The 26323-nt window shown below is 60.5% G+C and carries 19 protein-coding genes and 5 pseudogenes; 7 read left to right on the plus strand and 17 right to left on the minus strand.

Annotation, left to right across the window (positions count from 1 at the left end):
• Positions 1 to 186 (plus strand): GNAT family N-acetyltransferase (locus HT737_RS00695; protein ID WP_182400988.1); only part of this gene is annotated, 186 nt, incomplete at its 5' end.
• A gap of 21 nt (positions 187 to 207) precedes the next feature.
• Here HT737_RS00695 and HT737_RS00700 read toward each other — a convergent pair.
• A complete protein-coding gene (locus HT737_RS00700; protein ID WP_182400990.1) occupies positions 208 to 900 on the minus strand; it encodes an aspartate/glutamate racemase family protein in 693 nt (230 codons plus the stop codon).
• Between the two features lie 205 nt (positions 901 to 1105).
• Between HT737_RS00700 and HT737_RS00705 the strand changes: the two genes are divergently transcribed.
• Positions 1106 to 1597, plus strand: a complete 492-nt coding sequence (locus HT737_RS00705; protein ID WP_121185226.1) for a hypothetical protein — start codon at positions 1106 to 1108, stop codon at positions 1595 to 1597.
• A 105-nt stretch (positions 1598 to 1702) separates the two neighbouring features.
• Here HT737_RS00705 and HT737_RS00710 read toward each other — a convergent pair.
• The 6 genes and pseudogenes from HT737_RS00710 to HT737_RS32505 form a co-directional block, all read right to left on the minus strand.
• Positions 1703 to 2657 (minus strand): annotated as a pseudogene (locus HT737_RS00710) (D-2-hydroxyacid dehydrogenase family protein).
• Between the two features lie 13 nt (positions 2658 to 2670).
• The gene (locus HT737_RS00715) at positions 2671 to 3720 is read right to left on the minus strand and encodes an alpha/beta fold hydrolase (protein ID WP_182400992.1); all 1050 of its coding nucleotides are present in this window, start codon (positions 3718 to 3720) and stop codon (positions 2671 to 2673) included.
• Between the two features lie 86 nt (positions 3721 to 3806).
• Positions 3807 to 4241: a YqaA family protein gene (locus tag HT737_RS00720; RefSeq protein ID WP_047294201.1), complete on the minus strand. Its 435-nt coding sequence runs from the start codon at positions 4239 to 4241 to the stop codon at positions 3807 to 3809.
• Positions 4241 to 4687, minus strand: a complete 447-nt coding sequence (locus tag HT737_RS00725; protein ID WP_095135615.1) for a DUF411 domain-containing protein — start codon at positions 4685 to 4687, stop codon at positions 4241 to 4243. The genes HT737_RS00720 and HT737_RS00725 overlap by 1 nt, the downstream gene beginning before the upstream one ends.
• Positions 4688 to 4851: 164 nt before the next feature.
• A pseudogene (locus HT737_RS32500) lies at positions 4852 to 5379 on the minus strand (methyl-accepting chemotaxis protein); the annotation flags it as partial.
• 333 nt (positions 5380 to 5712) lie between these two features.
• Positions 5713 to 6843: pseudogene (locus tag HT737_RS32505) on the minus strand (cache and HAMP domain-containing protein); the annotation flags it as partial.
• A gap of 380 nt (positions 6844 to 7223) precedes the next feature.
• Here HT737_RS32505 and HT737_RS00735 point away from each other — a divergent pair.
• Positions 7224 to 7751 (plus strand): hypothetical protein, encoded by a 528-nt coding sequence (locus HT737_RS00735; protein WP_047294205.1) that lies wholly within the window; start codon positions 7224 to 7226, stop codon positions 7749 to 7751.
• A 43-nt stretch (positions 7752 to 7794) separates the two neighbouring features.
• Here HT737_RS00735 and HT737_RS00740 read toward each other — a convergent pair whose 3' ends face one another.
• The 6 genes and pseudogenes from HT737_RS00740 to HT737_RS00765 all read right to left on the minus strand — a co-directional run bounded on the left by HT737_RS00740 (position 7795) and on the right by HT737_RS00765 (position 15249).
• On the minus strand, positions 7795 to 8718 hold the full coding sequence (locus HT737_RS00740) for a GNAT family N-acetyltransferase (protein WP_182400996.1): 924 nt from the start codon (positions 8716 to 8718) through the stop codon (positions 7795 to 7797).
• Complete coding sequence (locus tag HT737_RS00745) at positions 8718 to 10007, minus strand: phenylacetate--CoA ligase family protein (RefSeq protein ID WP_182400998.1); 1290 nt, start codon at positions 10005 to 10007, stop codon at positions 8718 to 8720. Before HT737_RS00745 ends, HT737_RS00740 begins: the two co-directional genes overlap by 1 nt.
• Before the next feature lie 49 nt (positions 10008 to 10056).
• A pseudogene (locus HT737_RS00750) lies at positions 10057 to 12461 on the minus strand (aldehyde dehydrogenase family protein).
• Between the two features lies 1 nt (position 12462).
• A complete protein-coding gene (locus HT737_RS00755) occupies positions 12463 to 13593 on the minus strand; it encodes an acyl-protein synthase (protein WP_182401000.1) in 1131 nt (376 codons plus the stop codon).
• A pseudogene (locus HT737_RS00760) lies at positions 13593 to 14860 on the minus strand (MFS transporter). The gene HT737_RS00755 and the pseudogene HT737_RS00760 overlap by 1 nt, the downstream one beginning before the upstream one ends.
• A gap of 251 nt (positions 14861 to 15111) precedes the next feature.
• Positions 15112 to 15249 carry a hypothetical protein gene (locus HT737_RS00765; RefSeq protein WP_177327908.1) on the minus strand — a complete coding sequence of 46 codons (138 nt, stop codon included), beginning with the start codon at positions 15247 to 15249 and terminating at the stop codon, positions 15112 to 15114.
• A gap of 157 nt (positions 15250 to 15406) precedes the next feature.
• On the opposite strand from HT737_RS00765, the gene HT737_RS00770 reads away from it, so the two are divergent.
• On the plus strand, positions 15407 to 15595 hold the full coding sequence (locus HT737_RS00770; protein WP_047294216.1) for a hypothetical protein: 189 nt from the start codon (positions 15407 to 15409) through the stop codon (positions 15593 to 15595).
• An 18-nt stretch (positions 15596 to 15613) separates the two neighbouring features.
• Here the strand turns inward: HT737_RS00770 and HT737_RS00775 are convergent, their stop codons facing one another.
• Positions 15614 to 15991: a fe2+ zn2+ uptake regulation protein gene (locus HT737_RS00775; RefSeq protein ID WP_047294218.1), complete on the minus strand. Its 378-nt coding sequence runs from the start codon at positions 15989 to 15991 to the stop codon at positions 15614 to 15616.
• Between the two features lie 290 nt (positions 15992 to 16281).
• On the opposite strand from HT737_RS00775, the gene HT737_RS00780 reads away from it, so the two are divergent.
• A complete protein-coding gene (locus HT737_RS00780) occupies positions 16282 to 18627 on the plus strand; it encodes an acylase (protein ID WP_182401002.1) in 2346 nt (781 codons plus the stop codon).
• A gap of 89 nt (positions 18628 to 18716) precedes the next feature.
• Here the strand turns inward: HT737_RS00780 and HT737_RS00785 are convergent, their stop codons facing one another.
• Positions 18717 to 19718 carry a FecR family protein gene (locus tag HT737_RS00785; RefSeq protein WP_182401003.1) on the minus strand — a complete coding sequence of 334 codons (1002 nt, stop codon included), beginning with the start codon at positions 19716 to 19718 and terminating at the stop codon, positions 18717 to 18719.
• Positions 19719 to 19870: 152 nt separating this feature from the next.
• Here HT737_RS00785 and HT737_RS00790 point away from each other — a divergent pair, with 152 nt between their 5' ends.
• Positions 19871 to 20140 carry a PepSY domain-containing protein gene (locus HT737_RS00790; RefSeq protein ID WP_047294224.1) on the plus strand — a complete coding sequence of 90 codons (270 nt, stop codon included), beginning with the start codon at positions 19871 to 19873 and terminating at the stop codon, positions 20138 to 20140.
• 55 nt (positions 20141 to 20195) lie between these two features.
• Here HT737_RS00790 and HT737_RS32315 read toward each other — a convergent pair whose 3' ends face one another.
• On the minus strand, positions 20196 to 20975 hold the full coding sequence (locus HT737_RS32315; RefSeq protein WP_308809966.1) for a hypothetical protein: 780 nt from the start codon (positions 20973 to 20975) through the stop codon (positions 20196 to 20198).
• 38 nt (positions 20976 to 21013) lie between these two features.
• The gene (locus HT737_RS00795) at positions 21014 to 24940 is read right to left on the minus strand and encodes a DUF6543 domain-containing protein (protein ID WP_308809967.1); all 3927 of its coding nucleotides are present in this window, start codon (positions 24938 to 24940) and stop codon (positions 21014 to 21016) included.
• 316 nt (positions 24941 to 25256) lie between these two features.
• On the opposite strand from HT737_RS00795, the gene HT737_RS00800 reads away from it, so the two are divergent.
• The gene (locus tag HT737_RS00800; protein ID WP_108182630.1) at positions 25257 to 26297 is read left to right on the plus strand and encodes an Ldh family oxidoreductase; all 1041 of its coding nucleotides are present in this window, start codon (positions 25257 to 25259) and stop codon (positions 26295 to 26297) included.
• The last annotated feature ends 26 nt before the right edge of the window (positions 26298 to 26323 follow it).

Raw genomic sequence — 26323 nt, forward strand, 5'->3', positions numbered from 1 at the left:
CTGGACGTCGCCGACAACTGGATGAACCTGCATCGGGTCGAACTCTCGGTGTACGCCGACAACGAGGCGGCCATCGGTCTGTACCGCAAGTTCGGCTTCGAGAACGAAGGCCTGTTCCGAGACTACGCCGTGCGTGACGGGCAATGGGTCGACACCCTGAGCATGGCCCGCCTGCGCCGTCGATAAGCCAAAAAAATCCTGTGGGAGTCAGTCGCTCAATGCAAACGCCACCGCCGCCTGCGCATGCAGTTCGGTGGTGTCGAGCAGGGGCAGGGCGCTGTGTTCGGGTTTGACCAGCAAGCCGATTTCCGTGCAGCCGAGGATGATCGCCTGGGCACCGCGCGCGGTCAGCGACTCGATCACTCGTTGATAGATGGTGCGTGATTCGTCACTGATCACTCCGACGCACAATTCGTCGTAGATGATCCGGTGCACGTCCTTGCGCTCGGCGTCGTCTGGCACCAGCACTGTCAAACCCTGCGCAATCAGACGCTGCTTGAGAAAATCCTGCTCCATGGTAAACGCCGTACCGAGCAGGCCCACCGTGTGCGCATCAATATTCAGCGCGGCCTGCGCTGCCGGTTCGGCAATGTGCAGGAACGGAATGCTGATCGCTGCCTGAATCTGCTCCGCGACCTTGTGCATGGTGTTGGTACACAGCACCACGCACTCGGCGCCGCCGGCCTGCAGCCTGCGCGCGGCATCCACCAGAATCGCCGCCGCATCGTCCCAGCGCCCGGCGTGCTGGGCCTGTTCGACCGGGCCGAAGTCGACGCTGTACATCAGGATTTGCGCCGAGCGCAGCGGGCCGAGGCGGTCGCGGACCTGTTGATTGATGAGTCGATAATATTCAGCGCTGGATTCCCAGCTCATGCCGCCGATCAAGCCGATGGTACGCATTGAAGTTCCTCGTTCAATGGCCCGTATTGGAAAAGTCGGGCTCCGGCCGAGTGTCCATCGGTTGCACGACGGATGCCAGTACAAAGCAACTGTACCGTTGATCCATTTGCCAAGTGTCACGGTGTCGGCGTTCGAGGTTAAACGTACGCCGGCGCCTCGATCTGTCACTATCGACTCTTGCAGGCTCTCCCCGAGGAACGTACCGATGAACGACGTACAACAACTGGGCGAAATGCTTCGTCACTATGCCGAGAGTGAAGCGCACAAGAAGCAATTATTCGAAACCCAGTCGCAGGCTTGGGCCAGCCGCATCTCCGAACTGTTCGGCCAGATCCAGCAATGGCTGGAACCGGTGCAGGCACCGAGCCTGCTGGAGGTGAGCCGCGAGGCTTACGTCGCATTCGGGCCGAGCACACCGGTGGAGACTTCGACCTTCAAGACTGAAAAACTCAGCATCGTGATCGCCGGCAAACCGGTGGAGTTCGTGCCGGACGTGATGGGCAGCGCTGGGCAGATTTCTCTGGCGGTGATGGGCCTGACGGCGGCGCGCTATGGCAGCATTTCGCTGGTGGGATTACCGAGCGGCGAGTGGCAGTGGCGCAAGACCAATGGCCTGAAGGATCCGGACACCTTTTTGTTTGATGCGGATTTTCTTGCGCAGCAGTTGCAGAGCCTAATTCCCCGCGATCGCGCCTGATCCGCCACAAACCCTGTAGGAGCTGCCGGAGGCTGCGATCTTTTGATCTTGTTTTTAGAAAATCAAAATCAAAAGATCGCAGCCTTCGGCAGCTCCTACACGGGGTCAGTTGAGGATCCTGATTGGATTATCCGCTGCCCACCCCTGAATATCCTCGATCATCTGTGCAAAGAACTGCGCATAGTTCTGTCGGCTGACATACCCCACATGCGGTGTGGCCAGCACATTGTCCAGTGTGCGAAACGGGTGCAGTTCAGGTAGCGGTTCCTGATCGAACACATCCAGCGCCGCTGCAGCGATCTTGCGTTTCTGCAAGGCCTTGATCAGCGCCGCTTCATCGACGATCGGCCCGCGGGCGGTGTTGACCAGCAGCGCGCCGGGTTTCATCCAGTCCAGCGCCTGTGCGTCGACCAGCCCACGGGCTGCGCTCGCTCAATACCAGATGCACCGACAGCACATCGGCCTGCTCGAACAGTTGCTGTTTGCTGACCCGGGTCACGCCGACGGCTTCAGCGCGTTCGGCGGTGAGGTTCTCACTCCAGGCAATCACGCGCATGCCAAACACCTGACCGAATTGCGCGACCTTTTGACCGATGCTGCCCAGACCAAGAATGCCCAGGGTCTTACCGTGCAAATCACCGCCCAGCCCTTGCTGCCAGCCCCCGGCGCGCAGGGCATTGGCTTCGTTCAGCAGATTGCGCGTGGCGGCCATGATCAGCGCCCAGGTCAGCTCCGGCGCCGCGTGCTTGTAGCTGTCGGTGCCGCAGACCTTGATCCCGAGGTCGGCAGCCGCCTGCATGTCCAGCGCCGCGTTGCGCATGCCGCCGGTGACCAGCAGCTTGAGGTTGGGCAGGCGCTGCAGCAGGTCCTGGTCGAAACGCGTGCGCTCACGCATTACGCAGATCACCTGGTACTGGCCAAGACGTTCGGCCAGGGTGGCATTGTCCGCCGGGTAGTCGTGCACAAACGTCACTGCGCCGATGCTGTCGAGCACCGACCAGTCGACCACGTCCCGCGCCACGTCTTGCCAGTCATCGATTACTGCAATCTGCACCGCCATCAGCCTTACCTCATCAACGAACGGGATTGGGGTTGTTCAGCCAGCCGAGCAAGGCCTGGTGAAATTTCGCCGGTTCCTCCATCTGCGGCGCGTGGCCCATGCCGGGGAACTCCACCAGCGTCGACTTCGGAATCAGCTTGGCGACCTGCTTGCCGAGGACCTCATAGTGGCCGATTTTCGCCTTGACCTCGGGGGAGGCGAGATCCTTGCCGATGGCCGTGGTGTCGGACGTGCCGATCAGCAACAGGGTCGGCATTTTCAAGTCCTTGAACTCGTAGTACACCGGCTGGGTGAAGATCATGTCGTAGATCAGCGCCGAGCTCCATGCCACCTGGGTCTTGCCGGGCCCATTGCTCAGGCCGGCGAGCATGTCGACCCAGCGGTCGAATTCGGGTTTCCAGCGGCCGTCGTAATAGGTGTTGCGTTCGTAGTCGCGAATGCCTTGGGCGGTGACCTTGAGTTCGCGCTGGTACCACTGATCGACGGTGCGATAAGGCACGCCAAGGGCTTTCCAGTCCTCCAGACCGATCGGGTTGACCAGCGCCAGTTGTTCGACCTGTTCCGGGAACAATAGCGCGTAGCGGGTGGCGAGCATGCCGCCGGTGGAGTGGCCGAGCAGCGTGGCTTTCTGGATGCCGAGGGCCTTGAGCAGTTGTTGGGTGTTGGTCGCCAGTTGCTGGAAACTGTACTGATAGTGGTCGGGCTTGCTCGAGGTGCAGAAGCCGATCTGATCCGGCGCAACCACCCGGTAACCGGCTTCGCTCAAGGCCTTGATCGAGCTGTCCCAGGTGGCGGCGCAGAAATTCTTGCCGTGCATCAGCACCACGGTGCGGCCGTTGGCCTTGCCGTGGGCGGCGACGTCCATGTAACCCATCTGCAGGGATTTCCCCTGGGACTGAAAGGCAAAGTGCTTGAGTGTGTAGGGATACTGAAAACCCTGCAGCTCCGGACCATAAGTCGGGCCGTCGGCGGGGGCTGCTTCAGAGGCAGCGGCATGGGCAAACAGCGGCAGCGCGGCGCTGAGGAACAGGCCGGGCAGCCAGCGGGAGAGCGTGACGGACATAGGGACAAACTCCATGAAAATCGGCCGATGCTGGAACGCCCGGATTAGGGCGACGTTAACCACAGGCAACGCTGCGTGCAGAATGTTCAACCGAGCCAGCCCAGGGTCAGCATCGCCACCACCGCGTAGCGCGCGCCCTTGGCCAGGGTGACGATCAATAGAAAGCGCCCGGGTGGCTCGCGCATGACGCCGGCGATCAGGGTCAGCGGGTCACCGATCACCGGCAGCCAACTGAGTAGCAGTGACCAGTGGCCGTACCGCTCGTAATGTTTACGCGCGGTGGCCATGTGTTTCGCGCTGACCGGAAACCAGCGTCGATCCTGAAACCGTTCGAGGCCACGCCCCAGCCACCAGTTGACCAGCGAACCGAGGACATTGCCCAGCGTCGCCACGCCTAACAGACCCCAGAGCCAGTAACGGTCGCTGGCGATCAGGCCGACCAGCAACGCTTCCGATTGCAGCGGCAGCAGCGTCGCAGCGCCGAACGCCGCCGCGAACAGCCCGAGGTAACCGGCAGCCATCAATGCGCCGGGTAGTCCGCCACTACCACATCCGTGCCGTCTTTCTTCAGGCCGATCACCTGATAGGCATCGCTCATGCCGTCCATTTCCATGCCCGGCGACCCCATGGGCATGCCCGGTGCGGCGATACCCAACAGATCGTCACGCTTGCTCAGGGCCAGTACTTGTTCAGCCGGCACGTGGCCTTCGACGAACTTGCCATTGATCAGCGCGGTATGGCACGAGCCCAGGCGCGGTGGTACGCCGTGTTGCTGCTTGAAGCTGCTCATGTCGCTTTCGACGTGGTCTTCGACTTTGAAGCCGTTGGCTTCGAGGTGGCTGATCCATTTTTTGCAGCAGCCGCAATTGGCATCGCGATGGACTTCGATCGGAATCAGGTCGGCCGCCTGGGCCAGGGAGGAGAGGAGCAGGGCGCTGAGGGCGGCCAGTCGCAGGGAGGTTCGCATAATGGATTCTCGGCTCGGATGACGATCAAAAAGGAAAGCATTTTGACCGGATTATCCTGCCCGGCATCAACGGAGTGTTTCAAGTTGATACAAGACAGGCTGGCAGGATGATCATTGATCAAGCCTGACAGCCTGCTGAGTGAAAGATTACAAATCTGTCAGGCTCAACGAACCTTGAACCGCCCCATGATCGCGCTCACCCGGTTGTTGGCTTCCAGCAGCTGGTGGGTGTTGCGTTCGCTGGCCTGGCCGCTGTGCACCAGTTCTTCGACCATGTGCCGGATCTGCACCATGCTGCGATTGATCTCTTCGGTGACTGCGCTCTGCTGTTCGGCAGCGGTGGCGATCTGCGTGCTGAGGCTGTTGATGTGACTGACCGAGCCGGCCATTTCATCCAGACCTGAGTTGACCCGCGCCGTGGCGTCGGCGGCAGACTGGCAACTGGCCTGGGTGTTTTCCATGGCGCTGACCGAGGAGCTCACGCCTTGGGTCAGGCGAGTCAGCATTTCGTTGATCTCCGAGGTGCTGGCCTGAGTGCGGGCGGCGAGGGCGCGGACTTCGTCGGCCACCACGGCAAAGCCGCGACCCTGTTCACCGGCCCGGGCGGCTTCGATGGCGGCGTTGAGCGCCAGCAGGTTGGTCTGGCCGGCGATGGCGCCGATCACTCCGAGAATCTCGGTGATGCGCTGCGCGTCCTGCTGCATGTTCTCGACTTTTTTGGTGGCGCTGGCCACTTCATCGATCAAGGCCACCACGCTGTTGGTGGCTTCACCGACGACCACCCGCGAACGGTCGGCGTTTTCGTTGGCGCGCTGGGTAAACGCTGCGGTTTCTGCGGCATTCTGCGCGACGCTTTCGGCCGTCGAGCTCATCTCGGTGATGGCGGTAACGGTCTGATCGGTTTCCGATGCATGGCGCAGCAGAATCTGGCTGGTGTTGGCCGATGTGCGTTGCAGATCATCGAGGCTTGAGGCCATGGCGCCGGTGGCCTGCGTCACTTCACCGATCATGTTCTGCAGGTAGGCAATGAAGGTGTTGACCGAGTGGCCGATGGCGCCCAGTTCATCTTCGGCGCGGATGGTGATGCGCCGGGTCAGATCGGCATCGCCGCTGGACAACGAGTCGATATTGGCCTTGAGCGCTTTCATTCGCGACACCAGTTGGCGGATCGCATACACCTGCAACAGCACCAGCAGAATCACCAGCGGAATCTGCAGCAGGCTCAGGCTGCTGAGCACGTCGTCACGCTGGGCGGTGAGCATTTTCGTTGGCAGGGCGGTGGCGAGGAACCACGGCGTGCCTTCGATCGGGCGCATGAAGAACGTGCTGGCCTCGCCATTGTTGTCGAACTCGACACGTTGCGCCTGATCACGGTTTTGCATGCCGGCCTTGACCTGACTGGCGAAGGTCGAACCGGCGGCCAGCTCGCTGATGTTCTTCAGCACGATCGGGCCGCTGATGCGCGAACTGTTGCTGATGATCTTGCCGTCGGCCTCGACGATCAGCATTTCGGCGTTGAGGTCTTTTTCCTTGCGCGCCACCAGATCATTGAAGAAGCCCAGCGTCACGTCGATGGTCGATACGCCCCAGGCTGCACCGTTTTTCTGGATCGCCATGGCGCAGTTGGTGCGCGGCTCGGCGCTCGCATCGTCTTTATAGGCGGCCGCCCAGGCGCACTGGCCGCGCGGGGTCTGCATGCCACCCTTGTACCAGCTCTGATCGTAGTAGTTCGGCGCCGCGTCGCTGTTCCAGAAGGTGTTCACCGCCAGTTTGCCCGAGGCATCGCGGTGCCAGAACGTGCTGAACTTGTTACGTCCGGCCTCGCGCTGGCCCGGCAACGGCCAGATCCCGCCACCAAACACTTTCAGTTCGCCGTACTGGTCCACCAGCCCCGGCAACACCGTGTCGATGGCCGCGCTGTCGAGCAGTGGAATGGTCTGGGTGATGCTGCGTTGCTGCGACTGAACCTTATTGAGTTCGCCCTGAATCTGCTCGGCGACTTCGGCGATGCGATTGAGCACCACCTGTTCTTCGGTATGTCGCAGCTTGGGTGCGACCAATTGGCTGATACCGACCACGGTCAGCACCGACAGCAGCAGGATGAACAGAACCAGAAATAACGTGTAGCGAGCCTGAATGGTGCGGAATGCGGGCATGGAGACCGGTCCTTGAGCTGCGATTCTTATTGTGGGGTCGAGAGAAAAACGGCGGGGTTACACCAGCGTATCGTCGGCGAGCGGGGAAGCTTTAGGTACTTTCGTGCAAGAAAGTTTCCGGCTGACAGAAGGGGCGTATCGATCCTGATACAAATGAATTGACCGCCTGTTTAACCGGTAAGGAAAAAGCATCGCCAGCCATCGTCAAACTGCCATGAAGCCCAGTGATAGTGAGCTTGCGGTGATTTGTATCGAGAATGTACAGAAATTGTAAGCGACTGCACTAAAAGGGTTGGTGCCACTAGTTGGCCGGTAGATACTTCGCGTCATTCAAAGTGTCACCAAGGACATTTCATGGTTATTTCACAGGGAGTCTTCTCATGACGATCGGCATTGTCGGTGGTTGGGAAAGCAAGGCAGGTGTGCTGGTTCGCAATACGGGCGCGAAAAAGCAGGTGAGTCAGAGCGTCAAGGTGCAGCAGATGCTGACCATGGTCGGCAACGATCCGAACGCGCTGAACACCGCAGAAATGGACAAGCAGGGCCTGCGCAAGAACATCAAGGGCTTCGACCCGTCGAACACTTCCGTCAAACAACTGGGCAATCTGAGCGTTTTCCTGCGCAGCCGCGGGCTGATCTCCGAGATCACCTCGTTCACCTTGCTCAATGCCGGCGACAAGTTCGACCGGTTCGGCGTGACCAAAGACGTCGATGCCAAATTCAACGCACTGGAATATTTCGCGACCCAGCTCGACGCGATCCAGAGCAATGGCCTCAATGGCAACGCTTACGGCAAGAACCTGATCCCCGAATTCAAAAAGGCGATCTACGTGCTGCAGAACCTGAAAACCTACGGTGAAGGCAACGCGCCGAAACCTGTGGATCAAGGTGTCAAAGCCAAGGCCTGAATCTTGAAAAACGGCCCGCCCATTTTGTGGGCGGGCCGTTTTTTCAGCCTCGGTACATTTGCCCGACCTGTCGGACCTGGTCCTGCAAGCGTTGCATGTGCGGACAGTGCAATGTCAGCGTTGACGGCTGGTAACCTCGATGAAACAGCCCAAGCCAGCCTTCGCTACGCTCATCGGGAACGATTCCGGTGAAAGCGAAACCCACATCGGCAAGTTGGATCAGTGAGCCGGGAAATCCTTGGGCGAGCCTGAGTCTGAGCGAAACCAGCCATTGCACCGGCAGTCGCTCAAGTTGCCTGAGCAGGTTGTCATCGAGTTCCTTGAGCACAATGTCATAGCGCCCCGAGGCGTGTTCGACATGGACCTTCGGGCCGCTCCAGGGCGCCGCTTTGTCGGTGGTACCAAACGCCCCCTCCAGATGCGACACCAATTCGCCCCAATCCGTTGGCCAGGCCAGCGCGGGCAGCGGGCGTCGAAAACCCTCGATGTCGTAGTGGCCGACAACGATGCTCTCTCGGTCCTGTCCTTCGAAGGGCGAAGCGGCGTAATCCGGCAACAGACCGCAGCTGTGAAAGCCGAGACTGGCGGCCATACGCTGAGTGTACGGATGGTGCGTAACCTGCTTGATGGTGACGCCCCGGCAATCCAGGGCCTGGGCATGAATCAGCAATTGCCGGCCCAACCGTGTGGCGATGTTCTGCCCGCGGGTATCCGGATGCACCACCGTCAATGCCAGTTCTGCCAGTGAGGATCTGCCTGACCGGCGAAACAGGGTGGCATGCCCGCGAATCTGCCCGTTTACCTCCGCCACCAGCGAGTGCCAGCGCCCGTCACTGTGGTTCTGATTGATCATGCACGGCAGATACACATGCGGTTGAGGATAACGAGTGCCGTAAATGGCTTCGAACAGGCCACTGACTGCCGGTGCGTCGGTGATGCGATAGCGCCGCAGGAGGGTCTTGGCCATCAGGCTTGCTGCTCGCACGGAGTCTGATAGTCGCGCCGGTCCACGACCCGCTGATGCTTGCCGGAACGTGGGTGACACGTCAGTTCATCACTGGCGCAGGCGATCACATGCAGATCGAGCAATTGCTCGCCGTGTAGCTTCTCGATCCACGGATATTGCTCGATCAATGTGCTGCGCAGGTTTGCGCTGGTCTGGGCGATATCAGTCATGTGCCTGTCGGGTACCCATCTGAGACTCAGCAGGTCTTTTTTTCCCTGTTGCTCGATGACCAATTGCCAGTCGGCGCGGTTACCGAGGCTTTGCACCAGATCGCCAATGTCACGGATGTCCAGACTCAAAACGCCCACCCGTACGCGCTGGCTGCTCATGCTGCGTCCCATCAGCGCGAATTTGCGCATGGGCGTGCCGGGCGGTTCACGCCAGCACGCCAGATCGCCGACGGGATAGCGGAGGACGGGCATCAGGCGACGGGTCAGATTGGTTATGACCAGTTTGCCGTTACGGTCGCATTCTTCGATGACAGTACCGCTCACCTCATCGATGATCTCCAGCACGCTGTGGCGCTCCAGCATTCGGTGTTCGCCCAGAGCGCAATCGCGGGTGCTGACGCCGATCAATCCGGCATCGACGCTGGCGTAACCGATGGAGGCGATACGCGCATTCGGAAGCACCCGACGCAGCATTTGCAACTGTGCTTCGAACAGGCTCTCGCCACCGTAGAGCAGGGTCTCGACACCCACCAGAACCTGCGACCGGCGCTCAAGCCAGGCGGCAAATTTCAACAGTTGCGCCGGCACGCCAGCCAGCACGTTGATCCGGTTCGCCACGATCGACTTGGCCAGTACAGCGCTATCGACGGCCCCGGTGAATGGAAACTCGCTGACGGGTGTCTCGACATGTGCCAGGGCATCGTGGACGAAAATGAAGCTGGCATACAGGTCACCGACGAAGAACAGATTGGCGACCCGGTCGCCGGGGTTCAGTTGTGCTGTGAGGTGGCTACCGAAATCACGCGTCAGGGTTTGCCATTCGCCGCGGGTGAACAGCGACAGTTTGCCTGAACCGGTGGTCCCCCCGGTCTGGAACACCAGCGCATCCGCGGTCGGGCCGGTCAACGCCGACCACTGCTGCAGGGACTGGCTGCCGTGCCAGTACTGCCCGGGATCGACCAGGGGCAGCTCGTTCAAACCGTTGATGGGGGCCGGGACGTTCTTGAAGTGATCACGGTAATAAGGTGAACGTCGGCGGGCAAAATCGAGCAAGGCATTCAAATCTGTGGTGGTGTTCATGGTGGTTTCGTATGGAAAGGAGCGGTGGGGCGCCAGCAGGCGCCCGTCTTCAGCGGCGTGAATCAATCACGGACGGTGTCTTGCCGCTGTGTCTGTTTCGGGCAAATTGCGCAACGGCACATTGCTCGACGTCTACGGTGAGCAGTCCGGTCTGCACCAGCGTGCTCAGCGTCTGATAGCCCTGCAGCTGAAGATGGGCCTGAGCCGGCTCCAGTGGGCTGCGCAGTCGCATGCGTTCCCGGCCGTCAGGGCCGTGGTCGAGGATCAGTTGAAACGGCGCTTGCAGGCGCTGCGCCAGCGTTGCCAGCGAGATGAAGTCAGTGGCGATGCGCAGCAATTTGCCGTGCCGTTGCAGCAGCTCGAAGCGCGGTGAGGTCAGACCGCAGGGACATGGGCCGGATAGCCAGCGTCCGCTGTCACCGATGTCATAGCGCTGCACGGACTGGCCCTGACGCGCCCGGGAGGTCACCAGCAGACGCCCCGACTCACCGTGATCGACCGGCGCGTCCTGATCGAAATGGACGATTTCCAGGTGCTGGATGTCGCTCATCAGGTGGAACACACCGTCTGCCGTGAACTGGCAGGCATGGCCGAGCGGGCCGGCATCGACACTGCCGTAAATCGCCGACCGGATCAGCCTGACTCCGCAGCGTTGCAACAACTCGCGGGTGGGCGCGCTCACGTGCTCGCCACCGAGAAAAACCTTGTCGATGGCGCCGTAGCGCTGCAGCGTCTGCTGTTCATTGAGAAACAACCGGTGCACGGTGCTGGGCATGCCGATCAGCACCGTGATCCGTTGTTCCACGATCAGTTGCGCGATCTCCCGGTAATCGTCATCCGCTGGAGCGCCCATGGGCCAGTGTCGGGCCTCCAGTTGTTCCAGCGCCTTGGCAAAACTTGAAAATCCGCCGTACAGCCCGCCGCTGAAGAACAGGTTCATGACATTGTCTTGCGCCGGATCCAGGCCGGCCGCGAGCAGGCCGTCGGCAGTGGCACGCATCTGAAGCTGGAAATCGTGGTAACTGAAAGCGGAAAGTGTCGGCGTACCGCTGCTGCCGCCGGACCGAAAGTACAGTTGTGCCTTGGCGTTCGGTGGCTGGCTTGCAAATGTCGCCTTGTCCATGATCGACACCCCTGATAGCGCTGGCGCAATCGGCTGGCGGTCAAGCGTGGCACACCCCGCCAGCGCGTCCGGCGGCAGGCTGACCGACACGCGACGGCTCAGGCGCTGCAAGGCGTAGACACCGTCATGGGGGTTCGCCGTCGTAGCCTTCGTGGATGGCTTCAATCGGGGCGATGCGGGTCACACCGGCGGCGATCAGCATCTGCGCCAGTTCGGCGATTTGCGCCTCGGGACACAGCAAGGCACAGCTTTGCAGTACGTTGCGCCACGGCAACAACGTAGCGCCCAGCAGTTCGCGAGGCAGGGGTTTGAGCAGCAGGCTGCGAAACAGCGCAGAAGGTTCGAGCTGACGGTCATGGCTCCAGATCACCCGCCAGTGCGGCGTACTCCAGACCCGGCCGGTCTGCCCGACAAAACTTTGCCCCAGCCGCGCCATCGCCGTACTGGTGGTGATTTGTGAGGCTTCTTCGAGCGTCGGGGGTGAGCGCCGGCCAGTGCCCGCTGCGACGCTCGAACGCGGCAGCCAGTTGCGCCCCGATATCGTTCAATACGCTCACATCGTCGCTGTCTACCAGCAACCATTGCGGGCTGGAGCAGGCTTGCTGATCGAGGCGGCAGACTTCATCGACAATGGCATCGAGGACGGCGGGTGATGCCGCATCCGGGGTCAGGTAGGCGAAGCTGATGCGGTGACCCCAGTCGATCCAGCGACAGCCTGGCGGGATCTGCAGGCGGATGGCTTGCAGCGCGGTTTCGCCGCCCCAGGCGGAGACACCGTTGGCGTGTCTGCACAGCTGACCGATTTGTCCGGTCGTTGTCGGCAACACCGCGACGTAACCAGCGAGTTGCCCGCTCGGGTCACATTCCAGCAACTTCTGGAGCAGGCGCGCAGTGAGTCCGCCGTCGCTGCTGCTGGGCCGCAGCCAGTTGACGTTGCCGCTCAACAGACCCTCCAGCACTGCGCAGAACGCCAGCAACGGCGCGTTGGCCGGCGTGATGTGAACCACCAGTCCCAGAGGGCTCCAGCGCTCGAAAAGCGACTGCCGATAGTCGATGCGGCGCAGGGAATCGGGTTGCAGGCCCAGCTCATGATCCAGCTTGGCCTGCAGCGTCGCTGGCTGGCAAAAGTCGATCAGGGTTTGGCGCTGGCCGGTGTCGAGTGACAGCGCTAGAGATTGATGTTGCAGACGTTCGGCGAACGCCTGCGCAGCGGTGAGTAAAGTGGAGGTCTCAAGGGGCGTCTGCAGCCGGTTTGGCAGCAGCGGGTAAAGTTGTTGCAACGCACTGTCGAGATCGCAATCGCCGCGCAGTTTTCCGTTGATCAAGTACATATCAGTGTTTCCCCAGGAATTCCGAAGCGGCCATGGCGCAGCTCCGCGCGGCCGCCGTGCCGGCACGGCCATGCAACTGGAACCAGTCGCTCGCCAGACCGCAGCCGCAACTTGCAGCGGGATGCAGCGTGGCGAGGTCACTCATGACCACCGCGTGGGCGGGACTTGACGAGATGTAAGGCGAGACCAGGCTGAGCAGGCCGCACTGCCCATAGGGCAGGACCGAAAAGTCCACGGGGCTGCGCACGTACACTTTCGAATAGACCGGCACATGAAAATGGTGGTGGGCGCACTCGATATAAGGCACCGCGTGCTCGACGGCGCCGTAGCCATCGCGACAGTCGTTGGCATCAATGCCCAATTGTTGCTGGATCCGCGCGTACAGCTGTTGCTTGGGGACTTCTTCGGTGGCACGGGTTTTCCAGCCGCCACCAAAGAACGCCAGCGATCCGGCCGGCAGTTGCAGATCCGTCACGCCGGTGGCGCGCATGCGTTGCAGGGTTTCCCAGAGAAAGGCCGGGAAACCGAAGATGCGCACCGGCAAACCTTCTTCAGCAAAGGCTTGCAGGGCTGTTATCACGCCGAACAGATCGAAGCGATGGCCGTCACCGTCGGCCCGTAGTGCATACACCACCCGATTGACGGGGGCAAAGCCACACAGAAACTGATCGGTGAACGATGTGCCCAAGGTGATTCGCGCCTGGGGTTCGTAGCTCAGCAACAGGTAATTGCAGGGCGTATGCGGTGTAATCCAGCCGTACTGCGCGAAGATCCGCTCGACCATGTACTGCGCCGCACCCAGGCTGCGCGCGTCATAACGCATGCGGCTTTTTTGCCCGCTGGTGCCGGAGGACGTCAGTTCCAGCGCGTCCTCGCCCGTGGGGCTGAGCAGCAAATGCTGTTTGAAGAAATTGGCGAAAATCGGTGGCAACTGCGACCAGTCCTCCAGGGTTTCGAGGTCTTTGGCTGCAATGCCATTGGCGTTTAGCCAACGCTCATAACCTGGGGTCTGTTCGATGTGAAAACGGGTGATTTCGAGCATGGCCCGATCAAACAGACCGGGCGCCAACGAGTCCGCACAGTAGGCGGCCGGGGATGCACAGAGTGCGTCACTGTGAGGGAAAAGGTGCATTAGCGGGCCTCCTCAGGTGTAGCCGGTGCAAGGTCGGGTTGCTTTGACAAGTGCACAAAGCGCTGGATCAGCGGCAGGCACAGCAAACCAGCGAGTGCCGCGCACAGGGCGAAACCCTCGAGACTGTCGGCACCGCCAACAGCGGCTATCAGCGAACCGCCCCGTGCCCATTACGACAATCGAGAGCATGCCGATGGTCGCGGAAACCAGGCCCTTGCTGTCATCGCTGGCGAAGAGTGCCAACCGGTACAGCGCTGCATTGCTCATGCCCAGGCCAATGGCATACAGCGACAGGCTGGCAATCAACAGCGGCAGCGCAGCGCTGGACAGGGCTGTGCCGATCAATCCGGTCAGGCCCAGGCACAGTGGCCATAGCGCAATGCGAATGACCCGGGTCAACGAGTGGCTGGCGAGCAAACGATCGAGGATCAGATTGCCGACAATCACGGCGCCAAAGATCGGGATCTGCCACAGCCCGTATTCGCGCGAGGACAGGCCCAGCAACTGCATCAGCAGCAGCGGCGACAGCCCGATCCAGGCAATCAGCGGCAGGCTCATCAAGCCCAGTGCGAGGCTGGCGTACAGGAAGTGGCGGTTGCCGAGCAAGGTCAGATAGCGATGTCCAACCTGCCGTGCGTTAAACGCAACGGGTGCCTGTTGTTGGCCGTCGTTGCGCATGACGTCGATGGTTTCGGGCATGCAGACATACAGGCCCAGCCAGGCAACGGCCGCCGCCAGGCCCAGGCCGAGAAACAGCGTCCGCCAGCTCAGCCATTCGAGCAGCAGGCTGCCAAGCAATGGCCCGAGCAGCGGCGACAGCAATGCCACATTGCCCAGCAGTGCCATCAAGCGCACGGCATCCGCTTCACGGAAAAACTTCTTGCAGGGCCGGATAACTGACGGCCACAACGAAGCCCAGGCCCATCCCCTGCATCAGCCGCAGCAGGTTGAACGCTTCAATGCTGCTGGTGCCAAAGGTCGCGGCACAGGCCACGCCGAACAACAGGCACCCGCTCAACAGCAGCCGCCGCCGGCCAAAACGGTCGGAGAGTGGACCTATCAGCCATTGCAGACAGACACCACCGATCAGGTACAGATTGAATGCGTAGGGAACATGCCGCGCGTCTGCTTCTAATTCCAGGGTAACGGCCAGCATTGCCGGCATGATCAGGTCGCTGGCCATGTAGGTCAGCAGTTCAAACAGGGAGACGGCCAGACAGAAGCCGATGGCCTGTCCGGGGCTGATATCGATAAGTGTTCGTTGCATGCGCGGATGAGCTCGTCTGGTTGGGCTTCAGGGGGCGCAGAGAGTAGAGCGGAGGGGAGGTGGATTTACACCAGACGGGTGTGACCAGAAATATCAAAAATGCGCAAATCGTTGCAGCTCGAAGAGTCCTACAAAAGCTTGATCAACGTCTTACACGAGCAGGTCAGATTAGAGACAGAAAGCGCCTGCTATTCAGCAGGCGCGGTCGTTCCGGGAACACAGTTTTTAACGTTTATGCGGGGAGTCATCGCCTATCGATGTTGGTAATAACCGGGACCTTCCTGGTACCGATGGTGGTCGTCATGCCAGCCGCCGTGGGGGAAAATGATGCAGCCGCTCAAGGTCAGTACGGCAAGGACGGGAATCAGCCAGGTGATTCGACGGAACATTTCAAAAATCCTCATGGTTACGCCGTCATGAAGCCAAAACTCTTCATCGGCTGTAACATGAGACCGCGTTTATCAAAGCCCATCCCCGCAACACGGTATGTGCATGGCATGCAACCGGATACAAACCGGATACATTTGAAAGGTTCAGGAACCCGCAATGACCCAGAAGCAACGTTTGAAATATTCGATACTGATCGCGCTGTCGGTGCTGGCGATCATGCTCGGCCTGTCGTGGCTGCAAAATGCCGGGATGATCAGCGAGAAGACGTTCCAGTACATCGCCATCGGTGTGGCGGTGGTCGTGGTGGTGATCAACGGGGTGATGCGCCGCAAGGTCAGACCCTGACGGCGATCGCGGGACGCTTCAATCGTGATTGAGCACGGCAGCAGCCTGTGGATGCAGGCTGTAACTCTTGTCCGGGTTGAAGGTGACAACCCCTTCGGCACACAGACGCTTCAACACTTCGCGCACGCTGAGAAAGGACAACGGAATATCCAGGTCCAGCAACTGGCTGTGCACACCGCGCACGCCCAGGCGTCGATCGTTTTGCGCGGCGACCAACAGCGCGTCGATGACCTTCAGGCGAATCAGGCTGGTGCGCAGGCCGAAGCTTTTGAGCAACAGGCGAATGCGCTCATTGCCCTGGCGTTCGGGGCTGGGTGCGAAACTGCTCGCGCGGGGACTCATGGAAGCTCCTTGTGACGCCTGGCTACCGTCCGTTGGTAGTTGCGAGTTGTACATGGGTTACTCCTTTGCAGAGCCTGTTCAGGAAACGTTTTTGGCTGCTCTCAGTAAACAAGACGTTTCAGCACGACAAATCATGAAAGGAAATATGTAGAAATTTTGTCGGTTATTCGTTGTTTTCCCGTCATCGGCGGTTTTGTCCCTTGGGCAAACGGGCTAAATATTTTTTTGCTGCATTCGTTTCCTGAATAGCCACCTTGCGCCCAGGCGCAGGCGTCAACTTCAGACCGAGTTCGAAGCTTGCGCAACGCACGCGCCGAACCGTGTCCTATCGATCAGGAGCGAGTGTGATTATTTCCAGGCAGTTAACCGGGCTGGCCCTCGCCAGCGCGTTTCTCGGGCTCAGTCTGTCGGCCCATGCATTCAGTCCCGCCACGCCAGCCAGTGCCGATATCCGCCGCACCGCGTTTGGCGTGCCGCACATCCGCGCCGAGAACGAGCGCGGGCTGGGTTTCGGCATCGGTTACGCCTACGCGCAGGACAACCTGTGCTTGCTGGCCAACGAGATTGTCACGGTCAACGGTCAGCGCTCGCGCTATTTCGGGCCGCATCAGTTCACCGTCGAACAACGCGAGAATCGCGTCAGCGACCTGTTCTTCACTTGGCTCAACACCCCCGAAGCGGTGAAAGCCTTCTGGGACGCGCAACCGGCGCAGGTGCGCGATCTGGTGGCAGGCTACGCCGCCGGCTACAACCGCTATCTGGCCGAACGCCGTGAGCAAGGCCTGCCGCAACAGTGCCAGGGCGAGTGGGTGCGCGATATCGCTGCCGAAGATCTGGTGAAGCTTACTCGGCGCTTGTTGGTCGAGGGCGGTGTCGGGCAGTTCGCCGAAGCCCTGGCGGGCGCGACCCCGCCGCAGGCCACGGCGCAGCTCGACAGCAGTGCCAAGGCCTATCAGTTGGCGGACGCGCGCCTGCAGCGCTTCGCTCTGGATCGCGGCAGCAACGCCGTGGCGGTCGGCAGTGAACGCTCATTCAACGGACGCGGCATGTTGCTGGCCAACCCGCATTTTCCGTGGGTCGGCGGCATGCGCTTTTACCAGATGCACCTGACCATCCCCGGCAAACTGGACGTCATGGGCGCCGCCTTGCCGGGGCTGCCGATGATCAACATCGGTTTCAACCAGCATCTGGCCTGGACCCACACGGTCGATTCATCGAAACACTTCACCCTGTATCGCCTGCAACTCGACCCGAAAGATCCGACCCGCTACCTGCTCGACGGTAAGTCGCTGCCGCTGGACAAGCAGACCGTCACCGTGCAGGTCAAACAGGCGGATGGCCAAGTGGTGCCGGTTTCGCGCGATGTCTACAGCTCGCAGTTCGGCCCGATTGTTCAGTGGCCGGGCAAACTCGACTGGGATCATCAGTACGCTTACAGCCTGCGCGACGCCAATCTGGACAATGATCGCGTGCTGACGCAGTGGTACGCGATGAACCAGGCATCAAGCCTCAAAGCCCTGCAGGATTCGGTGCACAAGATCCAGGGCATCCCGTGGGTCAACACGCTGGCCGTGGATGACAAGGGGCAAACGCTGTACATGAACCTGTCGGTGGTGCCGAACGTCAGCGCCGACAAACTGGCCAAGTGCAGCGACCCGCGCATCGGTTTGCAGATGATCGTGCTCGACGGTTCCAACAGCGCTTGCGCCTGGGATATCGATCCGCAAGCGGCGCAGAAGGGCATCTATGCCGCCAGCCAGCTGCCGCAACTGTTGCGCAAGGACTTCGTCCAGCACTCCAACGATTCCGCGTGGCTGGCCAACCCGGCACAACCGCTGACGGGGTTCTCGCCACTGATCAGTCAGGATGGCCAACCACTGGGCCTGCGATCGCGATTTGCGCTGGAGCGTCTGAGTGCGCTGGGCAAAAAGGGGCCGCTGGCGGTCAAGGATCTGCAGCAGATGGTAATGGACGACAACGTCTATCTGGCAACCCAGGTGCTGCCCGATCTGTTGAAGTTCTGCGCTGCGGATCTGGGGGCAGACGCGGCGGCGTTGAAGCCGGTTTGTGTCAGCCTCAAGGGCTGGGATGGCCGGGCGAATCTGGATTCGGGCATCGGTCTGGTGCATTTCCAGAACATCATGCAGGCGCTGCAAGCGTCGCCGGATATCTGGCGGGTGCCGTTCGATCCAAAAGACCCGCAACATACGCCACGCGGGTTGGCGATCGAGCAACCGACCGTGAGCAAGGCCCTGCGTGAAGCGCTGCTGGCGTCGGCCGCCACCGCGCAGAAAATGGGGCTCAAACCTGAAACCCGCTGGGGCGATATTCAAGTGGTGAGCAACGGCGCTCAACAAACTGCGATCCACGGCGGGCCCGGGACGCTGGGAATCTACAACGCGATCCAGAGTGTGCCGCGTGAAGACGGCAAACTCGAAGTGATCAGCGGTACCAGCTATCTGCAAGTGGTGAGCTTTGATGACAAAGGCCCGCATGCTCAAGGGCTGCTGGCGTTCTCGCTGTCGAGCGACCCCGAGTCGAAATATTCCCGGGATCAGACCGAGGCGTTTTCGAAAAAACAGTGGAGCGTCTTGCCATTCACTGAACAGCAGATCGCTGCCGACCCGCAGTATCAATTGCAGACCGTTCGCGATGTGGCGGGCAAGAGCGCTGAGGTGGTTGCGCAGTAAGTCAGTCTGAACAAAAAAGCCGCTGCTCCCTGAATGGGGACAGCGGCTTTTTATTGCTCCGGGTTCACCCTGGCAGGTGGTGTCCGGTTTCAGGTTTTCGGCGGCTGCCGCGGCATCGAATTGATCACCGGATCACCCTCGGTGTTACGGGTCAGGTAGACCGGCAACACCTTGGGCAGGGTGTTGACGAGGCCGCCGAGTTCTTTGACGTTGTAGACACCGCCGACACGGATGGCGCCGGTACTGGCGTCAGCCAGTTTCAACGGTTTGCTCAGGTAGCGATTGATCAGCGGCAAGGCCTCATTCAGTGCCAGGTTGTCGAGCACCAGTTTGCCATTGCGCCAGGCCAGAGCGTTGTCGTTGGCGTAGGTCTGACTGATCTGTGGCATGTAGTCGCCATGCCGGTACTGCGCCTGCATGGCGGGCCCCAGGCGCAGACCGTCGCCGGGCAGTGCGGCGTTGCTGGTTACCAGCACCGAGCCTTCGATCAGATTAATCCGTACCTGATCTTCGTAGAGCCAGACATTGAAACGGGTACCCGTCACGCGGATCTTGCCTTCGCCGGCCCTGACCACGAACGGGTGGGAGAGGTCGTGACTGACTTCGAAAAACGCCTCGCCTTTTTTCAGGGTGACTCGGCGTTGGTCCTTGTAATTGCTGAAAGTCAGCTCGGTGTTGAGGTTGAGTTCGACTTGACTGCCATCGTTCAAGGTAACTTGACGGACATTGTCGGTGGCTTCGAAGTGCTGATAGCTGTCGGGCAACCAGCCCAGATTCCAGCCACTGTACGCCGCCAGTGGCAAGGCCAGTGCGCAGACGCTCGCCGCCATTGCATAGCGACGCCAGGCGGGAACCGGTTTATTCAGCGGTACATCCGGCAGCGCCTGCGGACGGGGCAAGTGCTCGGCAACGTCCCAGATTTCCAGCATGGCGTCATATTCGAACGCATGCAGCGGATGCGCATCGCGCCATTGCTCGAAAGCCAGACGCTCTTCGGCGGAGCAGTCTGCGGCGTGCAGACGCATGCACCAGTGCGCGGCGGCATCGGTGATTGCATCGTATTCGGCTTCCGAGAGGGATTCTTGGGTCATTGACTCGTCCTGATTTGCTGCATTCTAACCTTGCGGGTCGGGTGCCGAGAACATCCGTCATGGCAATTGCCCATCAAAGTGGAACTTATTTTTCCGTGTGGCGCCCAAAAACAGGACGTTAGACGAACATCATCCACAAATGGAGTGAAAAAATGATCAAAAAAACCTTGGCCGCTGCAATCGCCACCGCCGCCTTGTTCAGTGCCGGTGCTGCCATGGCTGACCGTCCCGGTGCGGGCTGGGTCACCATCGAGAAGGCTATCGAGATCGTGAAAACCAAGGCCGGTTACGTCGAAATCTATGAAATCGAGGCCGACAATGACGGCTACTGGAAAGGTGAGGGACGCAAGGCCGATGGTTCGGTGTATGAATTCCGCATCGATGGTGCCTCGGGCAATGTCCTGCGTGACCAGAAAGACTGATTTCAACCAGCGATAAACAATGCGCAGGCCAACCGCCTGCGCATTTTTTTTTGCTTCAGTCGAGTCCTGAGTGAGTTTGTGGCACCGGATCAAGCTGACGGCCCATTTCACAGATCAGAAAGGCGATCGAATCGGCATTGCGTAATATGGTGTCGATTCGTGGATGTGGGTTGTTCGGGTTGAGAAAAGCCGTTCGCGCGTCTTCCAGATTCGCGGTACGTGTGATCTTGAGAATTTCCTTGCGTACATGATTCATGCCCTCGAACTTGTCGATATCCAGCCACTCTTGAGCGTCATGATTCCAGCGTGAAAACAGCTCTTCACGGGGCGTGGCCAGTGACAGTGCTTCACGCTGAAATCGTGTCTGTACCTGTTTGCGGGCCGCTCCATAACCGGTCACCGTAGCGATCAAATCAGCAAACGGACGCCGCGCTTCCAGGGAGGCAATGTCTACGGTTTTGTTGAACTGATGGGAAAACTCGTGGATCAGCGTCGCTGCCCGCGCATGCCCTTCGACATTGAAGGGCTCGGTCAGCCCCGTGTTGTACCATTCCAGTTCTTGATTGAAGAACTTTTCGGTGAAGTGGACTTTCTTGAGTAGATCGCCCTCCAGTACGAAGGCAATTACACCCGAGTCGGGCTGTCTGTTCGAGCCGACCACAAAGCGTCGGGTATTCAACAGGTCCTCTGTTGGATCGACCAGAGCATCACAGATCGGCACGATGGACTGCTTCAACTTGCGCAGGATCTCGGCATCAATCTGTTGCACGTCAAAAAAAAGACTTGAGAAAAGTATCGAGGCGGGTGCCCGGCACATCGTTTCGTAGCTGAACAAGATTGTGCAGGCTGTTGAACGCGTAATGCCGGGCCAGATCAATTGCCTCGATCAACATGTGTGCTTTTTCCGGATGGCGGGCGCGGATTTCTTCCATGCCTTGCGCCTCGATATTCAGCATGTAGCGGGCCTGGCGATGGGTGGTGTAATGGTTGACCATCTTCGACAGGGTCTTGCCGAAATGCACGGTATGGCGATCCGGGTCCAGCACCAACTGCCGGGAAGCGGTGTGCTGCAACACCGGACCTGGCTGGTCGGCGCCCTTGATCTGCCAGACGGCTCCCGGCCGTTCCACGGGATAGACTTTGCCGGCAATCGGGGCATAGGTCGCTTTGGCTTTCAGGTCCTGATACGTGCCCTCGGCAGCATTGTGGGTCAGATCCTTGAGGGCGATCTTCGAGGTTTCGAATGCCTGCAACGCGGTGCGCTGCGGATCGGTCGGCTTGGTCTGCGCAAGGACGGGGGGCGCTCGGCGCGGTTGGCTGCGACGGTTGCGGCAGCATCGGGTCTTGAGATTCCAGACGTGACTCCAGAGCCAGCCGCCCAAGACTGATCATTTGCGCTGCGCCGGCGGTAAAGGTTTCCAGCGCACGTTTCCAGTGGTGATCCTGCAACGCTTCGGCCGAGCCCTTGAAATCCTTGTAGCTTTGCCAGAGAAACTGCGCACAGGCGAGTTTGCCCGGCAGCACGCCCCGGACCAACTGGATGCCTGAACTGAACAGGTGCTTCGCGGCGTCCCAGTCCGTCTGCGCCGACGGCATTGAATGGCCGCTCAGCAAGTGTGGCAACAAGGCCAGGTTGTCGTCGAACAACTGCAGCAACCAGTTACCGTTGACCGGGGTGGTGGCCAGGGTCATCTCGCTCGTCTGGCCGCTGCTCGCGTTGAACAACGCGCTGAAGATCGAACGTTGGGTTTCCGGCAAGCGGCGCAGCAGCAAGTCCTGCAGTGAGCCCGGCGTATTCAGCGCGGCGATCACTGCCGCCTCATCCTCGAATTCACTGAATGCGTTTTCACCGTGGTAGGGCGCATACAACACCTGGGGGCCGGGTTTTCCCGCAGGTCCGATCAAGTACAGCGCCAGTGCCTTGACCGCTGATGCTCCGGCAGTCTTTACCAGCGCCAGCGGCCGGGCAATGGCGTCGGCCCCTTGCACGGTCGCGCGGGCCACGGCGTCGGGCATGTCGAACACTTGGGAAATCAACCCGAAGGCTTTCGGCGACAAGCGTTGTTGCAGTTGTAACTGATGGGCGTGCTGCAGCAATTGCCAAGGCAGTTGGCGCAGGAAACGCTGTTTGCGTTGTTCAGCGGCGACATCACTGGCGGACAACGCTGAGGTGATTTTATCGGCAAACGTTGTTGCAACATTCAGGGACAGCAGCAGGCTCCTGACTGCTTGCTGATCAAGCCCTGTCGGCAGCGCCCGGTCAGTGCCCGAGCGGAGGGTGAATGCCGTGTCCTGTGCGAGATGCGCATGGTTCAGGGCGAAATCGGTCAGGCTCATCGCCGGCCCGATCAGCGCCAGTGCCGGAGTGACGATGATCTGTTCGGGGTCAAGATCCTGCCTCTGCAAGCGGCTTTTCAACAACGTTTGAAGCGTCTGCCGGATATAGTCACGCACGGTTGGCAGCGCGTGGAGATAATCCTGATCGTCAATGACGCTGTGGCGCCACTGTTCCAGCAGTTCCAGATGCAGCTGCTGCGCTTCAAGCGTGGCCATGCCCAGCCAGGCAGGCAACGAATGCTGTTTGCCGATCGCCCGCGCCAGAGCGGTGGCGCGCTGCAGGTTGGTCTCCACCACTTGCTCAGTCAGCGTCCTGAGGATTTGAGTTTCCCGCGGCTTTGGCCATTGACGGCCCCGTACCTGTTCACAGCGCTGAAGAAACTGTTCGATCGCCGAGTCGGCCCGATCCTGCAGGACACTGCGGCTGATCAATTGCCACTGTCCCAGCGTGTAGTGTTGATGGAACCCTTGGTGCCGAGGGGAGAGGTTTTCCAGCAGCATCAGGCGCTTTTGCGGATCCACCAGTCGCTGGTCCAACACCTGTCTGGCATGCTCGATCGAACGGAAGACTTCCAGGCCCAGGGCTGGTGTCCACAGTATCGCGCGTCCCGAGTGCTGCGTATCGCGGCCACCGCGTTCCGTGAGCAGGACGCAGTTGGCCAGCGGCAGCATTTCGCTCTGCCCGGCGACCTGCAACGTCAATGACCAGGCATCCGGCTGAAAACCGTTGAGTGCCTTGCGGCGGCCGCGATCCGGTTGATCCGGATTGAACACGGTGTCGACCAGCGCTTGCTCATGGCGGCTCAGCGTGCCATTCAGGACGCTTAACCGTGCTTCGGCTGTGATGCCGACAGACAGGGCGTGCGCCAGCTTCGCGGCGATTCCTTGCAGGTAGGTGCGCTGCAGCGCCGTGACGGTCAGCGGCTGGGCGGCAAAGTCTGCGGCGAGGCTGGGCATGATGCTGTCGAATTTGCGCACTTCGGCCGCGGCGGTATCCGCCAGCACCCTTGAAGGTAACTGGTTGCCGGCGAGCATCGGCCGGGTGCTCCAGCGCCCGTGGGCATCCAGGGTCTCAAGCCGCTCGTGGAGCATCGAACGTATGTCCAGGGCCTTGTCGAACAGCGCGCGAATATCCACGGCGCCGTCGCTGTGCCGATACCACTGCAAGGCGTAGTCGATGTTCTGTCGCTGCTTGGTGATGATCAACTCGAGCAGCACGCTGAATACATCTCCGGCAATCGATTGGCCGGAAACCTGCGGCTTGTCGAAACCGAGAAAGCGTTGCCGCTCGTCGAGATTCAACAGACCGTAGAGTTCGTCTTCGTGCCCGGGGCTGGCAAATTTGCCGAGCAGCATGGCTTTGAGATCTTCGTAATCCCTCAGTACCTGCAAGCCGTGGGTCGGGGTATACAGGCAGCTGTCGGAATGGCTGATCATCAACGCGCCGGCCAGCTCCACGAAGTTTGCCTGATGCTCCCACAAACGTACGGTTTCCAGCGTCGCGCGGCGTGCCGGACCGTCACTGAAACCCAACGAGGTCAGCAGGCTGTCGAAGGTGTGCTGCTCGATAATGCCAGCCTCGCGTTTGAGCAAAAAGTCTGCCAGCGCCTGCTGTCGAATGATCTGCGCCAATACGCTGCGCCGCGAGACTCCGTCAGCGCTGGGCGCATTCCAGTAACGCTCCATTTGTTGATACAGCCACACCAACAGTTTGCCCGACGCCGTGGTAATGGCTGTTTCCCAGTGTTGCTGATCACTGGCCTGGACTGTCCGGTCCGGGTGCGAAAACTCATGGGTCTGGCCAACCGGCCATCCGGCGTGGCGGTAGTGCAAAAGCAGCGCATCGCCAGGTGACAGCGCTTCAAACCCGCCCAGTGAAGGACGGTCGCTCGATGCCGGGCCGTTTGCTGCGCCGGTTGCGTACAGGTTCACGCGTGTGCGGGTCTGGTCGACGCCAGGCATCGTCGGCGTCAGGAGTGCGTCGAGTATGCTTTGGAGCAGGCTTTCCAGTTCGGGCAGTTGCATCAATTCATCGTGCATTGCCTGCGCGTTGAGTCGCAGGCAGTGATCGATGGCAGCGCGTTGATCTTCGAAGATATCGCCCTCGACAAGCTGATAGGTCACGCTGACAGCGCGTCGTTCGACCAGCCGTTTGCGTTGTGACAGGGCGAGCAACGCCAGCAGCCGATCATCTTCGGTGACACGGTTCAGGCGCTCCTCCAGGTGTGCGGTCAGGCTGGCGAGGCTGGCATGTTTTTTCAGCCCGTCGAAGGGGGTGTACAACATGACGCCGCGATCATCGGGGGTGGCACTGAGTATGAAGCTGCCGGCCAGAGGCACCGCAGGCGTATCGTCGGTGTTGAGCAGGATTCGATGGGCAAGCATGGGCGGGGTTTGCTGACTGCGCAGTGCGTGGGTGGCCAGTTGCACGTGGCTCAGCCACTGGAAGTCAGCGGTGGACAAGTGATGGACATTGCCCAGATCGCGCCATAAACCGGGGGAATTGAGAAACGGCAGGAACAGCAGGGGAGGAGTGGGGCAGGCATCATCGGGTCTCGTTCAGGGCACCGTCCGGTGCACCGGTAAATTGAGACAAGAGACTAAAGACCGGGCAGATAGCGTGGGTGGTACATAGTTACCGCACCAGCGGCAGCGCCATGTGTTTGCTGCGACAAGCCTTCACCGCAACGGTTGACAGCACCCGTGTCTGACGTGGTTAATCGGTGGGCTGGATATTCGTACGCTGTTGTTCCCTCCAATAATTAGTCTGGAGCTTCAGATGTCTGCGCCACACGAACCCCTGTCTTCCCTCGCTGCGTCCACACTCTCGCTCGAAGCGTTGACGCAATTGCTTGAAAAGGTTTTTCTGCGCCATGGTACGTCGGCGTCCGTCGCCCGCACCCTGGCTGCCAACTGCGCCGGTGCCGAACGTGATGGGGCGCACAGTCATGGCGTGTTCCGTATCCCCGGTTATGTCTCGACCCTCAACAGTGGCTGGGTCAATGGTCAGGCGGTGCCAGTGGTCGAGGACGTGGCCTCCGGTTTTGTGCGAGTCGATGCCGGCAATGGTTTCGCCCAGCCGGCGCTGGCGGCGGCCCGGTCGCTGCTGGTGGAGAAAGCGCGCAACGCCGGGATCGCCGTATTGGCGATTCGCAATTCCCATCACTTTGCGGCGCTTTGGCCGGACGTCGAGCCGTTCGCCGAGGAAGGCCTGGTGGCGCTCAGCGTGGTCAACAGCATGACCTGCGTGGTGCCCCATGGCGCCGACAGACCGCTGTTCGGCACCAACCCGATTGCCTTTGCCGCGCCCCGCGCCGGCGGAGCACCGATCGTGTTCGATCTGGCGACCAGTGCCATAGCTCACGGCGACGTGCAGATTGCCGCACGCAAGGGCGAACGGCTGCCCGCCGGAATGGGTGTGGACGGTCTGGGTCAGGCGACGCAGGATCCGAAGGCCATTCTTGAGGGCGGCGCACTGTTGCCGTTTGGCGGCCACAAAGGTTCGGCGCTGTCGATGATGGTCGAGCTGCTGGCGGCGGCGTTGACCGGCGGGAACTTTTCTTTCGAATTCGACTGGTCGAACCATCCCGGGGCCAAAACACCGTGGACCGGGCAGTTGCTGATCGTCATCGACCCGAGCAAGGCTGCCGGGCAACCGTTTGCCGAGCGCAGCGAAGAGCTGGTGCGGCAGATGCACGGCGTGGGGTTGAAACGTTTGCCGGGCGATCGTCGGCATTTGCAGCGCGCGCGATCAATGGCCGAAGGGATCGTGCTGGATGAGCAGACGCTGGCGCAGTTGCGAGCGCTGGCGGGGGAATAATGGTCAGATAACTGATGTGGCGAGGG

Origin of the sequence: Pseudomonas sp. MD195_PC81_125 (genome assembly GCF_014060985.1) — a bacterium.
Lineage (GTDB): Bacteria > Pseudomonadota > Gammaproteobacteria > Pseudomonadales > Pseudomonadaceae > Aquipseudomonas > Aquipseudomonas parakoreensis.